This window comes from Micromonospora sp. NPDC003816 (assembly GCF_042874705.1).
Classification (GTDB): Bacteria; Actinomycetota; Actinomycetes; order Mycobacteriales; family Micromonosporaceae; genus Micromonospora.
Window position 1 is genome coordinate 111,936 of sequence record NZ_JBIANP010000013.1, and the last position, 12,867, is coordinate 124,802.

Genomic DNA, 12,867 nt, shown 5'->3' on the forward strand with positions numbered 1-12,867 from the left:
CACCGGGTCGCACGACGCGCCGCGCCGTCAGTCGGCCCCGAAGACCTTCTCCAGGTACGCGGCCACGCCGTCGGTGGAGTTCGTCGAGGTGACGTCGTCGGCGACCGCCAGCACGGTGGGGTGCGCGTTGGCCACCGCCACCGCCCGGCCGGCCCAGGTCAGCATCGGTACGTCGTTCGGCATGTCGCCGAAGGCCAGCACGTCGGCCGGGTCGACGCCGATCCGGTGGCAGTACCAGGCCAGCCCGGCCGCCTTCGTCACCCCGGCCGCCGAGATCTCCACCAGTCCGGAGTTCGACGAGTGGGTGGCCTCCGCCAGCCCCGCCAACGCGGTCGAGATCATCTCGGTGAACCGGTCCGGATCCTGGTCACCGGCCCGGACCAGCAGCTTCACCGCCGGCGCCGACAGCAGCTCCTCCGGCTTGTCCACAACCCTGATCGCCGCGTCACCGGCCTCCCAGCGCACCGGATAGTGCGCCTCGTGCCGCATCTCCCGGCTGTCGACGATCTCCACCGCGAGGCTCACGCCCGGCACCTCCGCCCGCAGGCGCTCCGCCACCTCGGCGAGCAACTCCGGCGCCAGGGGATCGGCACGCAGCACCTGGTCGTCGACGGGGTCGTAGACCACCGCGCCGTTGGCGCAGACCGCCGGCACCGGCTCGGCGAGCTGCTCGTACACGAGTCGGAGCCAACGGATCGGACGGCCGGTGACCAGCACGACCGGCGTGCCCCGGGCGGAGATCCGGGCCAGCACCGCAGCGGTGTGGGCACTCAGCGTGCGGTCGTCGCGGAGCAGCGTGCCGTCGATGTCGGTGGCGATCAGGCCGGGCGTCGCGTCCATCACCTGGACAGTAGCCGGTCGAGGTAGACCGCGACCCCGTCGTCGTCGTTACGCAGAGTGATTTCGTCGGCGGCGGCGCGTACGCTCGGGTGCGCGTTGGCGACGGCCACCCGCGCCCAGCCGGCCCACTCGAACATCGGCAGGTCGTTCGGCATGTCGCCGAAGACCAGCACCTCGGCCGGGTCCACGCCGAGGGACTGCGCGACCACGGTCAGGCCGGATGCCTTGTCCACCCCGGGCGGGCAGATCTCGATGAAACCGAGCCCGGCCTGGGTGAGCGTGGCCAGGTGCGGCGGCACGATCTCCCGGGCGACCGCCAGCAACTCGTCGACATGGTGGTCGGCGGTCCGCACGAACGCCTTGATCACGTCACCGGCGAGGCACTCGTCCCGGGTGCGGACCTCGAACCGGTCCGGGTAGGGCCAGTCCGGGTGGTAGTCGCCCCAGAGCGGCGCCTCGTGCTCGTCGGAGGCCTCGACCATCACCGTCAGCGGGCCGACCGCGACCTCCAGATCGGCCAGCAGACCGGCCAGCACGTCGCTTGCGAGGCGCTCGTCACAGAGCACCACCGGCCCGGCCGGGTCGCTCTGGTCCACCACCCGACCGCCGCCGGCCAGCACCAGGAAGTCGGCGGCACGGATGTCGTTTCGGGTCAGCTCGGTCAGCCGGGGTCCGCGACCGGTGGCGCCGACCACGGGGATGCCGGCGGCACGCACCCGGTCGAGAACCTCATGGGTGTACGCCGAGACGGTGTCGTCGCTGCGGACGAGAGTCCCGTCCAGGTCGGTGGCGATCAGCTTGGGCAGGCCCGGGCGGGTCATGGTTCCTCCTTCGCCCGCCGCCGTCGCGGCCAGCCGTACTGGTCGCCGGGTAGGCGACCCGGCGTGACGGCGGGCAGCAACCGTACCTCGGTAAACAGGTCGCAACCACGGCTTCCCGGCGAATCGGATGCCAACGGACGGCTGCCGCGAGGTGACGTTTCGGGCAGGACCGCCGCCACTCTGGTCGCCACTCCGGTCGGCGCTCTTGTCGGCGCTGAGATGTAAGGAGGGGACCCTTTATATACACCAGGCGTTAGGAAGGGGCCCTTCCTTACACCTCAGTCGGGCGGGGACTCGCGGGCGAACGGGACCGTCGGGGAGACGGTGATGTCGGCCGGCGGGCGCCCCTCGTCCGGGTCCTCCTGGGCGGCCCGCCGTCGGGAGCGCCGCCGTGCCGTAGGATCGGTGGCTGCGTCGTCCGGGTCGGCCGGTGCCCCGCTCGGCGCCACCTCGGCCCCGGCGGGCACGATCCGGACGAGTGCGGCGGCGAACAGCAGCACGGCCGCGAAGGCCATGAACAGGCCACGTCCGTGCTCGGTCCGGAAGGTCTCCTCGCCGGAGTAGAACATCAGCCCCCGGCGGGCCGCGTCGCCGAGCGACGACGTGGTCGCCGCGAGCAGCGCGATCATGCCGGCGGCGAGCGCCAGACCGGCCACCCGGGCGTTGACCTGTGCGGCCCTGGTGCCCCGCAGCGCGAGCGCCACCGTGCACCCGAGCCCCAGGAGACCGGTCAGGTAGCCGGTGCCCAACCCGCCGATCTCGGCGACCCCGTTGGTCACCTCCAGCGGACCGGTGGGATCGGGGCCGGTGGGGATGGTCATCGTCACCCACTCGCCGAGCAGCGAGGCGACGGCGGCGGCCGCGCCCAGCCCGGCCAGGAGCAGGGGCACCCGGTGGTCCCGGCCGAGGCCGGAGACGGCCCGCCGGAGGCGACTCCCGCCCGTCGACTCGTCCGCCGCACCCCATTCGAGGACGCTGGCACCGTCGGCGCGTTCGTCCTGCCGGGGGATGGGGAGGTCGTTGGTCATCGTTCGCCCTCTCGTCGGAGCCTGGACGCCGGGTGCGGCGCTGACCAGGACGGTGGGTCGGCGTGAATCATTCCACAGCAGGCCGGTGACGTGCGGTTCCCCGCAGTGAGCCCCGCTGGTCGGTCGCCTGCCGGCGTCCGGTGGACTAGCGTCAGGTGCATGCCTATCCGTACCGCTTCCGCACGCTGGCAGGGCAACCTTCCCGAGGGCTCCGGCACGATCAGTACCGGCAAGGGAGGGATGCAGGGGAACTACTCCTTCAAGTCCCGTTTCGAGGAGGGAGAGGGCACCAACCCCGAGGAGTTGATCGGCGCCGCGCACGCCGGCTGCTTCTCGATGGCCTTCTCCAAGGCGCTCGCCGACGCCGGGACCACCGCCACGTCGGTGGAGACCACCGCCAAGGTGCACCTGGACAAGACCGACGCCGGAATGACGGTGACCCGCATCGAGCTGGACACCGTCGGTGAGGTCCCCGGCATCGACGAGGCGCAGTTCGCGAAGCTGGCCGAGGCCGCGAAGCAGAACTGCCCGATCTCGCGCCTGCTGTCGCCCGGTGCGGAGATCACCCTCACCGCCCGCCTCGCCTCCTGACCGCCCTGCGCTGATCTCGCGCCTCCGGCACCCCGCAGACCGTCCGTGGGCCTCGGAGGCGCGAGATCGCGCGTCGGGTGAGGAACAATGAGGGTGTGGCGGTCGAGATGGAGCGCGAGCGGTTCGAGGAGTTGGTGGGGGAGGCGCTGGACGAGGTTCCGGAGGAACTGCTGGCGCTGATGAGCAACGTGGTGATCCTGGTCGAGGACGACCCGCCCCCGGGCGAGGACCTGCTCGGCCTCTACGAGGGACACGCGTTGACCGACCGGGGCTGGGACTACGCCGGAGTCCTGCCGGACCGCATCCTGATCTACCGCAACCCGATCCTGCGGATCTGCGACACCGACGACGACGTCATCGACGAGGTCGCGGTGACCGTGGTGCACGAGATCGCCCACCACTTCGGCATCGACGACGCGCGACTGCACGAACTCGGCTGGGGCTGACCGCCCGGCCCTCTTGCGGCGCTGCCCTACCGTCTGGCCAGACACGGCGAGTACGGGAGGGAACCCATGCGTAGCGAGCTGTTCTCAGCGGCGAACCTGGAGAAGGAGTCCGCGCAGCCCGGTATGCGGCTGCAGAACGCCAAGATGTTGAAGATCGAGCTGAACGGCGAGGCGATGGCCCGCGTGGGCTCGATGGTCGCGTACCAGGGGCAGGTGCAGTTCCAGGCGCTCGGCTCCGGCGGGCTCGGCAACTTCATCAAGCAGAAGCTCACCGGCGAGGGTGTGCCGCTGATGAAGCTGACCGGTCAGGGCGACGTCTTCCTCGCCGACTTCGCCAAGGACGTGCACGTCATCGACCTGGAGCCGGGGGACGCCCTCTCCATCAACGGGTCCAGCGTGCTGGCCTTCGATTCGACGCTGAGCTACGACATCAAGATGGTCGGCGGCGCGGGCATGGCCTCGACCGGCCTGTTCAACTGCGTCTTCTCCGGTCAGGGCCGGATCGCGGTGACCACCCGGGGCACCCCGGTCGTGCTCAGCGTCGACGCCCCCACCTACGTGGACCCGCAGGCCGCCGTCTGCTGGTCGGCGGGCCTGCAGACGGGCTACCACCGGGCCGATCAGCTCGGGCTCGGCACGCTGCTGGGGCGGACCACCGGTGAGGCGTACACGATGAGCTTCGCCGGGCGGGGCTTCGTCGTCGTCCAGCCCTCGGAGGAGCCGCCGGTGATGGGCAGCGGCCAGCAGGAGCAGGGCGGGGTGCTCGGCGGCCTGTTCCGCTGAGCCCGGTCACTCAGCCCAGCTCGCCCGCCCGGATCCGGGCGAGCCAGGCTGCGGCGTCGGTGTAGTCGGCGTCGGAGAGACCGGCCGGGGCCGGCACCGGCCGGTCGCCGGCCGTGCCGTCCCAGCGGTGCCGGGGGTACGAACCGAGGAAGCGGACGTCGGCGCAGATCCGTCGCAGCCCCTGGAGGGCCTCACCGAGCCGGTTGTCGGCGACGTGGCCGGTGCAGTCGAGGAAGAAGACGTACCGGCCCAGCGCCTCACCGGTCGGACGGGACTCGATCCGGGTCAGGTTCGCCCCGCGTACGGCGAGTTCCATCAGCACGGACAACAGCGCGCCCACCCGGTCGTGGGCGATGTAGACCGCCAGCGAGGTCACGTCGTCGCCGGTGGGCGGCGGAGGCGGGCCGGGGCGGGACAGCAGCGCGAACCGGGTGACCGCGTCCGGATGGTCGGCGATCTTGTCGGCCAGCACGGCGAGCCGGTGCCGGGCCGCGCCGATGGGTGCGCAGATCGCCGCGTCGTACTCACCGGTGGCGGCACCGGCCGCCGCGGCGCCGTTGGAGAGGACGTCGACCACGACCGCGTCGGGCAGGTGGGCCCGCAGCCAGCCCCGGCACTGGGTGGACGCCTGCGGGTGGGCGGCGACACTGCGGATGGTCGGCAGCAGGGTGCCCGTCCGCGCTCCGAGCACGAACTGCACCGGCAGGATCACCTCGCGGGTGATCACCAGAGGTTCGCCCTCGGCCAGTTCGTCGAGCGTGACCCCGACCGCGCCGCCGATCGAGTTCTCCAACGGCACCAGCGCGGCGTCGGCCTCTCCGACGCGTACCGCCTCCAGGGCCTCGCCGACGCTGCGGGCCGGCGTGCGGCTGCCCCGCTCGGCGGCGGGCACCGTACGCAACGCCTGTTCGGCGAAGGTGCCCTCGGGCCCGAGGTAGACGAAACGGGTCGGTGGCGTTCCCGGCATGGCGAACAGCCTACGCACCCGCCGAGGGTGTGGACGCCGATGGCGTCGGTGACTGCCCGGACGGCGTCGGTGCGGGTGCCGGTGGCGGGGAGGGCACGGGTGGCACCGGCACCGGCACGGATCCCTCGTCGCCGCAGGCCAGCGTCCTGATCCCGACGGGTGCGGCCACGCGTACCTCGACCGAGCAGACATCGGTGCCGGCGGTGACCAGCCGCAGGGTGCCGGCCTGGTCGCGGGTGACCACCTGGAGCGGCTCGTACCCGGTGACGTCGATGCCGGTGAAGTGCCAGCCGGCGGCGCAGCGCGGCCCGCTGGTGACCTGCACCCGCGCGGTGCGGGGGAGCAGCCCGTCGCGACCCCGGACGAGGTCGAGGATCCGTTGCCGGGACGGCTGGCCGGGGCAGGCGACCGCGACCAGACCGGCGTCGGTGGGCATGCCGGTCGGAACGGTGCCGGGCGGCTCGCCGAAGGGCGGCGGTGTCGGGGTGGCCGACCCGGTCGCGGCGGCCGTGGCGGGTGGCGGCGTCGGCCGGGCCGACCCGTCGCGCAGGTCCGGCGGTTCGCCGCATCCGGAAAGCAGGAGTACGGCCAGTCCGGCGACTGCGGGCAGCCGCGTGCGGTACCGGCGGGCGCCCGGCCGGGCGGGAGTGGCACGACGGATCGGGGTGGACGGCACGGGGATGATCCTCGATGGGGGTCGAGCGTCGGGGGTGCTCAGGGCCGAGCCCATGGTAGGAGGATCCGCCGCCGAGGTGAAGGTCAGCCGTGTACGCGGTGCCCACCGACAGCGTCTGCGGGTGCCACCGGTCAGAGCTCGGAGAAGAAGGTGAGGGAACCGGCGACGGCCCCGTCGGCGAGCACCGGTGTGGAGATTGCGTCGACGGTCGCGTCGGAGACACCCTCGGTGGTCGCCATGATCCGTAACAGGCCGCGGGCCATCCGGCCGGAGACGAGCGCCAGCAGTGGCGGGATCTTGTCGATGTCCGGCTCGGCCAACTCGCCCCGGTACGCGGTGAAGTCGAGCAGTCGCAGGCCACCGTCGAGCAGCGGCAGCCCGATGACGGCCTCGGGCGTGCCGAGGCCGAGCAACTCGCAGCCGGCGGCGGAGACGGCCACTACCCGGGTCTCGGCGTCGATCAGCAGGCAGGGCTCGTCGGCACTGGACACAGTGGCCGCCCACCGGCCGAAGTTGTCGTACCCCAGCTCTGTCGGTGTCCCCGGGTCGGGCGCGAACACTTCCGAGAGCGAGAGTTCGACGTGGGCCACCGCGCCTCCTATGCACACCGACGGAACGTCCACGCTAGCCGGTCGTCTCGGCCACCGCTGACCGCGCTGGAATCCACGCCATCGGTGCTGATCACTGCCGGTCTGCGACGGCGCGGCCGGTGGGTGCGGAGTGCAGCGGTCCGGCCGCGTGGCGTCGCCGCAGACGTTACCGCCGGGTGGCCGGCTTGTCAGCGGCCATTCGGCCGTCCTCGTACCACCGGTAGTCGGCTGCTGGCGGATAGCCGCCACTCATCCACGTCCCGGGGTGCTGGGCGACCCGGGAGAGCTTCTCGGCGGTGGCCGGACTGATCCGGTTGCCGGCGGCGACGAGCAGCCGGTCGAGCTCCCGGTGGGTGGCCATCAGACAGTCCTTGGGCAGGCCGTAGACGCTGATGACGCCGGAGCCCACGAAGGTGAGCACCGGCGTCACCGGGATCGGGTGGCCGACCGCACTGGTCAGCGCCTTGCTGGCGCGTCGGGCGTCGCGGCGGGCCTCGGCCACGTACGGCGGGCGCTTCCCGTTGATCTGCACCACGTCACCGGCGACCAGGACGCGGGCCCGCCCGTGATCGGCGATGGTGACGGCGAAGAGTCCGCTCGGGCCGATGGCGAGGAAGCCGGCCCGGTTGTCGTCGCTCTCGTCGAGGAGGGCGTCGGCGGCATCCGTGCGGGGCCAGTCGATCACATGCCACGCGGGCCCGAGATGGTCGAGTTGGCCGAGCGCGCGGGCACCGGCCGCCTCGAGCCGGCGAGCACCCCGCTCGGCGCGGCGTCGGCGGGCCCACTCCAAGGGCGACGGACGCGGGGCCGCGACCACCCCCGGTGCCTCGACCCGAGGGTGTGGCACCGCCGCTTGCGGCAGCGCCCGGGCGGACGGTACGGCTCGACGAGCGGGGAAGACAGTCATCGCGACCTCCGGCAAAAGGTCCCTCGAAGTTACGTTCTCACTACCCTACGTTGCGGGTCCCGGTAGTCGGCAAGCCGGAACGCCGGAATGACTGTGGATGAATGCCATATTCATCCACAGCTGTTTTATCGGATGCCGCCAAACCCTGCCCTAGGCTTCGGGTGTGACCCACTACGTGGACAGTGAGGTCGGTCGGCTCGGCACCGTGCTGCTGCACCGGCCGGGGCCGGAACTCGCGCGTCTGACCCCGCGCAACAACGACTCGCTGCTGTTCGACGCCATCCCCTGGGTGGGCCGCGCGCAGGAGGAGCACGACGCCTTCGCCGCCGCGCTGCGCGAGCGCGACGTCGAGGTGCTCTATCTCACCGATCTGCTCACCGAGACCCTGGCCGTGGCGGAGGCCCGCGCCGAACTGACCGAACAGGTCCTCGCCTCGCCCCGGCTCGGCGACACCCTGCGCGCCCGGGTGGCCGCACACCTGACCTACCTCGACCCGGCCGCGCTCGCCGGAGTCCTCGTCGCCGGACTCGCCCACGAGGAGCTACGGCTCGGCGGTGACCGGCGCGGCGGTCTGGTCTACACGTTGATGGACCGGCACGACTTCGTCATCGCGCCCCTGCCGAACCTGCTCTTCACCCGCGACTCGTCACTGTGGATCGGCGACCGGGTCGGCGTGACCAGCCTGGCGATGCCGGCCCGGCGGCGGGAGACCACGTTGACCGACGCGATCTACCGGCACCATCCACGCTTCGCCGGCACCGAGTACGTCTACCGCCCCGACCTGGAGCACCTCGAAGGCGGCGACGTGCTGCTGCTCGCCCCCGGGGTGCTCGCCGTCGGGGTGGGTGAGCGGACCACCCCGGCCGGTGCCGAGCGGCTGGCCCGGCAGGTCTTCGCGGCCGGGCTGGCGCATACGATCCTGGTCGTGCCGATCGCCCAGGAGCGGGCCACCATGCACCTGGACACGGTCTGCACCATGGTCGACGTCGACGCGGTGCTGATGTACCCGAACGTCGCGCACACGCTGTCGGCGTACACGGTGATCGCCGGGACGGACGGCGACGACCCACGGGTGGACGGCCCGGCGCCGTTCCTGCGGGCTGCCGCCGACGCGATGGACCTCGACCAGCTCCGGGTGATCGACACCGGGCTCGACCCGGTGACCGCCGAACGGGAGCAGTGGGACGACGGCAACAACACGCTGGCGATCGCGCCCCGGCTCTGCGTCGGCTACGAACGCAACGTGGAGACCAACGCCCAGCTCGAACGGGCCGGGATCGAGCTCATCCCGATCGCCGGCTCCGAGCTGGGGTCGGGTCGGGGCGGCCCGCGCTGCATGTCCTGCCCGCTGGTCCGCGAGTAGCGACGCGAGCAGAGCCGGGAGTAAGGAAGGGCCCCTTTCTAACGCCTCAGGTAGAGCAGGGGTCCCTTCCTAACACCAGAAGCGCGCGCTCAGGGTGAGCTGGCGGCACACCAGAAGCGCGCGCTCAGCGCAGCGTGAGCTGGCGGCCCAGCAGGCCCTGCCGGGCCCGGCGGGCGGCGGCGTCGAGCGGCTCGGTCTCCGTCAGCGCCTCGGCGTACCGCTTGGCGAAGTCGGCGACCGGCGCCTCCCACTCGGCGGCCGGGGTCTGCTCGGGCAGGTCCCAGACCGGCACCAGCCGACCGTGGGCCCGGAACATGCCGGCGAACTTGGTCCCCTCGCCGAGGGTCAACGAGCCGGCCGCGCCCAGCCGGGCCAACGCGTCCAGCGCGGCCTCCTCGGCCTCGGGCAGCACCCAGCGCACGTGGGCCTTCTCCGGCACCTGGCACCAGTACGCCGACCGCGCCGCCGCCAGACCCACGGTCGGGTAGATCGCCGCGTTGGCCCGCTCCAGGGACGCCTGCACGGTCGGGTCGTCGACCGCCTCGGGGACCAGCCAGAAGTCGAAGCCCTCGTGCAGGGTGACCGTCAACGGGCCGTCGACCAGGATGTCCTGGAGCCGTGGCCCGGGGCCGGGCAGCGGCGGCACCTGGACCGGGTCACCCGGCTCGGTACGCAGCGCGCAGAGCAGCGATTCGGCCAGGTCCCGGGACACGTCACCGGACTGCTGGTGTCGCTGGAGCCCGACGAACACGTGCCCGTCGGCGCGGCTCATCGCGGGGGCGGCCATCGGCAGCACGGTGGCCAGCGTCACCGGCCGGTCACCGTACTCCTCGACCAGCTCGGGGGTGAGCCGCAGCGGTGCGGAGGCGGCGGGCACCAGTTCCCGCAGCGCGATCCATTCCGGCTCGTCGGTCAGCCCTTCGAAGGGTCGGGGGACGAAGACGTCCCGCACCTTCTCCCGCTTCGGGGTCGACGTGGCGGCCCGCTGGTTCTTTCGACGCTTGCTCACGGCGACACAGCCTAGAGGCCCGGACGCGACGCCGGGGGCTGGACCCGCCCTGCGGGGACTCAGCCGGCGACGACCAGGCCCGGTCGTTCCGTCACCGGGTCGAACTCGGCCCAGACACTCTGCCCCAGACCGTCCCGCTCGACCCCCCAACGGTCCGCCAGGCCGGAGACGATGTGCAGGCCCCGGCCGTCGGCCGCGTCGATGTCCGCCGGGCGGATCCGGGGTGTGCCGGCCGCGCCGCCGTCGGTGACCCGCAGCCGGACGCACGCCCCGTCGTCGGTCGTCATCAGCCGCCAGGCCACCCGGACCACTCCGCCGGGCAGCGGGTCCGCGTGCCGGACGGCGTTGCCGACCAGCTCGGCCAGGACCGCGACGAGATCCGCCAGCACCACCGGGGACACGACCTCGGCCAGTTCGGCGGCGAGGCGGTGCCGGGCGGCGCGCGCACCGCTGGCGTGGTGCGGCACGACCACACACCACGCTCGTTCGACCGCTCCCGTCGACACGTTCCGCCCCTCTTCCGCCCCGGGTGACCCCCACGATCACCTACGGGGCAGCCGCACCTCTGCGACGGTACCTCCACCGGTTCTCGGTCGAAGGAATACCCAGCCATTCTGCTGTTCAACGATCCGGCGGACGAGATAGAGACCAAGCCCTGTGCCCGGATAGCGACGATTGTCACCCGAGTCGCCCTGCCAGAACCGGTCAAAGGCCCGTTCGACGTGCTCCGGGCGTACGCCGATGCCCCGGTCGCTGACCCGGATGCACACGGTCGGTCCGTCCGCGGCCGCGCTCACCTCGATCGGCGAGCCGGGAGGGGAGTACTTCCCGGCGTTGGTGACCAGCTCGGTCAGCACGGTGACCAGGCTCTGCCGGCGCCCGATCGCCCGGGGCAGGTCGACCGGGAACTGGAGGGTGGCCCGACGGCGCAGCTCACCGGGGAGGTTGGCGACCGCGCCACGCAGCGTCTCGCCGAGGTCGAACGGCACCGCCGGCCCGTCGTCCGGCCATGCCTCGGCGGCCGAGGAGAGCAGCCGGTCGAGCAGCCGGGCCAGCTCGTTGGCGCGCTGGCCGATGACCTGCGCGGCCTGGCGCCGGTCGGCGTCGCTGAGCGACTCCCAGTGGTCGTTGAGCGTGTCGGCGTACCCCTTGATCACCGTCACCGGGGTGCGTAGCTCGTGACTGGTCACCGCGACGAAGAGGTCCCGTTCGTGGTCGTGTCGTTGCTGGTCGGTGATGTCGCGGAAGGTGACCACCCGCAGCGCGCCCGGACCGGGCAGCTCACCGGAGGTGACCCGCAGCCAGCGTCCGTCCGGCAGGCGGTGGTCGAGGACCTGCCCGGAAGGGGGCACCGGGAAGGGCAGCGGTTCGTTGATCGCCTCGGCCGCGGACCGGCCGGTGACGTCGGCGGCGGCCGGATTCCAGAGCCGTACGTGGGCGTCCCGGTCGACGACCGCCAGCCCGTCGGCGAGTGCCGCCACCACCGGGCCGTCGCCGTGCACCGGCAAGCCGCTCTGGTCGCCGTACATGTGCGCGATGCAGGCGCCCAGGAAGCCGACCACGCCCCGCTGCTCCGGGTCGGGCTCGTCGTCCCCGGTCAGGTACAGCGCCTGGAGGCTGCCGACCGCGTGCCCGCCGATCTCCGCCCGGGAGGCGACCATCCGGCGCAGGCCGCGCTCGGTCAGCTCGTCGGCGAGTTGGCTGCCGAGCCGGTCGGTCCGGACGCACTGCACCCGGGGGCCGGCGAGCAGGCAGGCGGTGATCGGGTCGCTGGGTGGCAGGGGACGCCCGATGGTCCACTCGGCGGCGCCGGTGGCGGCGATCACCCGTCCCCCGCTGGGGGCGAACTCGACGAAGGCCATGCCGGCGGCACCGAGTGCCGGTTGCGCCACCCGCAGTAACTGGGTCAGGACCGGAAGGCCCGCGTCCCCCGAGTTGATCATCTCGATGACGACGGTGTGCCCGGCGATGAGAGCCGAGTAATCGGTACGGTCCGTCATGTCCCCGAGTGTGCACCTCCGCTCGCCTTCTCCGGCACCCCCGACGGTGGGTTATCCCCTCAACCGGGCCAACGTCTGTGCCGGGCGGTCGGTGATCACGCCGTCCACCTCGGCGGCCAGCACGAGATCAAGGTCCGTCGGCTCGTTGACGGTCCAGACGTACACCTGGTTGCCGGCGGCCCGCAACGACGGCACCAGCGCCGGACGTGCCCGGACCAGGCCGATCCCGGGGCCGGCGATGCCGACGCCGAACGGCAGCCGCCCCAGGCGCAGCCAGCGGGGCAGCACCTCCAGCAGCAGTACGGTCGGCAGCGCCGGAGCCAGCGTCCGCATCCGGCGTACGGCAAGCGGGGAGAAGGACATCACGGTCACGCGGACCGGGTCGTCGGGGCCCGGGTCGGTCAGGCCGTACCGGCGCAGCAGGGCGACCAGCCGGCGCTCCACGTCGCCGCCGTAGCGCGACGGGTGCTTGGTCTCCACCAGCAGCCGCACCGGCCGTCCGGCGGCGAGGACCGCCTCCAGCAGCCGTTCGAGCGTGAGCAGCCGGGTACGCGAGTCGTCGAGCACCTCGTCCCCGTCGGCCGGTACGCAGCCGGGGTGCCAGGAGCCGAAGTCCAGCTCCTCCAGCTCGGCGAGGGTACTCGCGCTGACCAGCCCGCGACCGTTGCTGGTGCGGTTCAGTCGGCGGTCGTGCACGCAGACGAGGTGCCCGTCACGGGTCAGCCGGACGTCGCACTCCAGCCCGTCGGCGCCCTCGTCGAGCGCGCGCAGGTAGGCGGCGAGAGTGTGTTCCGGTAGGTCGTACGACGCGCCACGGTGCGCGAAGACGAGCGGGGTGTGCACGGC

At 72.6% G+C, this 12,867-nt stretch carries 14 protein-coding genes and 1 pseudogene; 4 read left to right on the top strand and 11 right to left on the bottom strand.

All coding sequences use genetic code 11. The features are described from left to right. Positions 1-27: 27 nt before the first annotated feature. From ACFYTT_RS27805 to ACFYTT_RS27815, 3 genes are all read right to left on the bottom strand, one after another. On the bottom strand, positions 28-840 hold the full coding sequence (locus ACFYTT_RS27805; RefSeq protein WP_176095572.1) for an HAD family hydrolase: 813 nt from the start codon (positions 838-840) through the stop codon (positions 28-30). Further along, positions 840-1,661 carry an HAD hydrolase family protein gene (locus ACFYTT_RS27810; protein WP_387263526.1) on the bottom strand — a complete coding sequence of 274 codons (822 nt, stop codon included), beginning with the start codon at positions 1,659-1,661 and terminating at the stop codon, positions 840-842. The genes ACFYTT_RS27805 and ACFYTT_RS27810 overlap by 1 nt, the downstream gene beginning before the upstream one ends. A 278-nt stretch (positions 1,662-1,939) precedes the next feature. Beyond that, positions 1,940-2,689 carry a hypothetical protein gene (locus ACFYTT_RS27815; RefSeq protein WP_387263529.1) on the bottom strand — a complete coding sequence of 250 codons (750 nt, stop codon included), beginning with the start codon at positions 2,687-2,689 and terminating at the stop codon, positions 1,940-1,942. A gap of 159 nt (positions 2,690-2,848) precedes the next feature. Between ACFYTT_RS27815 and ACFYTT_RS27820 the strand changes: the two genes are divergently transcribed. From ACFYTT_RS27820 to ACFYTT_RS27830, 3 genes are all read left to right on the top strand, one after another. Further along, positions 2,849-3,280, top strand: a complete 432-nt coding sequence (locus ACFYTT_RS27820; RefSeq protein WP_131052365.1) for an OsmC family protein — start codon at positions 2,849-2,851, stop codon at positions 3,278-3,280. A 107-nt stretch (positions 3,281-3,387) separates the two neighbouring features. After that, on the top strand, positions 3,388-3,726 hold the full coding sequence (locus ACFYTT_RS27825; protein ID WP_131052386.1) for a metallopeptidase family protein: 339 nt from the start codon (positions 3,388-3,390) through the stop codon (positions 3,724-3,726). Between the two features lie 66 nt (positions 3,727-3,792). Then, positions 3,793-4,509, top strand: a complete 717-nt coding sequence (locus ACFYTT_RS27830; RefSeq protein WP_131052364.1) for an AIM24 family protein — start codon at positions 3,793-3,795, stop codon at positions 4,507-4,509. Between the two features lie 10 nt (positions 4,510-4,519). Here the strand turns inward: ACFYTT_RS27830 and pheA are convergent, their stop codons facing one another. The 4 genes and pseudogenes from pheA to ACFYTT_RS27850 all read right to left on the bottom strand — a co-directional run bounded on the left by pheA (position 4,520) and on the right by ACFYTT_RS27850 (position 7,649). Then, complete coding sequence (gene pheA, locus ACFYTT_RS27835; protein WP_131052385.1) at positions 4,520-5,476, bottom strand: prephenate dehydratase; 957 nt, start codon at positions 5,474-5,476, stop codon at positions 4,520-4,522. Positions 5,477-5,594: 118 nt separating this feature from the next. Then, positions 5,595-6,206 (bottom strand): annotated as a pseudogene (locus tag ACFYTT_RS27840) (hypothetical protein); the annotation flags it as partial. Positions 6,207-6,283: 77 nt separating this feature from the next. Further along, entirely contained in the window at positions 6,284-6,742 is a 459-nt protein-coding gene (locus ACFYTT_RS27845) for a PAS domain-containing protein (protein ID WP_131056735.1), read from the bottom strand. Between the two features lie 166 nt (positions 6,743-6,908). Next, the gene (locus ACFYTT_RS27850) at positions 6,909-7,649 is read right to left on the bottom strand and encodes a hypothetical protein (protein ID WP_176095571.1); all 741 of its coding nucleotides are present in this window, start codon (positions 7,647-7,649) and stop codon (positions 6,909-6,911) included. 163 nt (positions 7,650-7,812) lie between these two features. Between ACFYTT_RS27850 and ACFYTT_RS27855 the strand changes: the two genes are divergently transcribed. After that, positions 7,813-9,012 (top strand): arginine deiminase, encoded by a 1,200-nt coding sequence (locus tag ACFYTT_RS27855; protein WP_357217637.1) that lies wholly within the window; start codon positions 7,813-7,815, stop codon positions 9,010-9,012. A 124-nt stretch (positions 9,013-9,136) separates the two neighbouring features. Here ACFYTT_RS27855 and ACFYTT_RS27860 read toward each other — a convergent pair whose 3' ends face one another. The 4 genes from ACFYTT_RS27860 to ACFYTT_RS27875 all read right to left on the bottom strand — a co-directional run bounded on the left by ACFYTT_RS27860 (position 9,137) and on the right by ACFYTT_RS27875 (position 12,864). Next, the gene (locus ACFYTT_RS27860; protein WP_176095569.1) at positions 9,137-10,021 is read right to left on the bottom strand and encodes a DUF5926 family protein; all 885 of its coding nucleotides are present in this window, start codon (positions 10,019-10,021) and stop codon (positions 9,137-9,139) included. 59 nt (positions 10,022-10,080) lie between these two features. Continuing rightward, positions 10,081-10,494 (bottom strand): ATP-binding protein, encoded by a 414-nt coding sequence (locus ACFYTT_RS27865; RefSeq protein WP_176095568.1) that lies wholly within the window; start codon positions 10,492-10,494, stop codon positions 10,081-10,083. Between the two features lie 69 nt (positions 10,495-10,563). Further along, complete coding sequence (locus ACFYTT_RS27870; RefSeq protein ID WP_131055387.1) at positions 10,564-12,021, bottom strand: ATP-binding protein; 1,458 nt, start codon at positions 12,019-12,021, stop codon at positions 10,564-10,566. A gap of 51 nt (positions 12,022-12,072) precedes the next feature. Then, on the bottom strand, positions 12,073-12,864 hold the full coding sequence (locus ACFYTT_RS27875; RefSeq protein WP_131055385.1) for a glycerophosphodiester phosphodiesterase family protein: 792 nt from the start codon (positions 12,862-12,864) through the stop codon (positions 12,073-12,075). Positions 12,865-12,867: the final 3 nt, after the last annotated feature.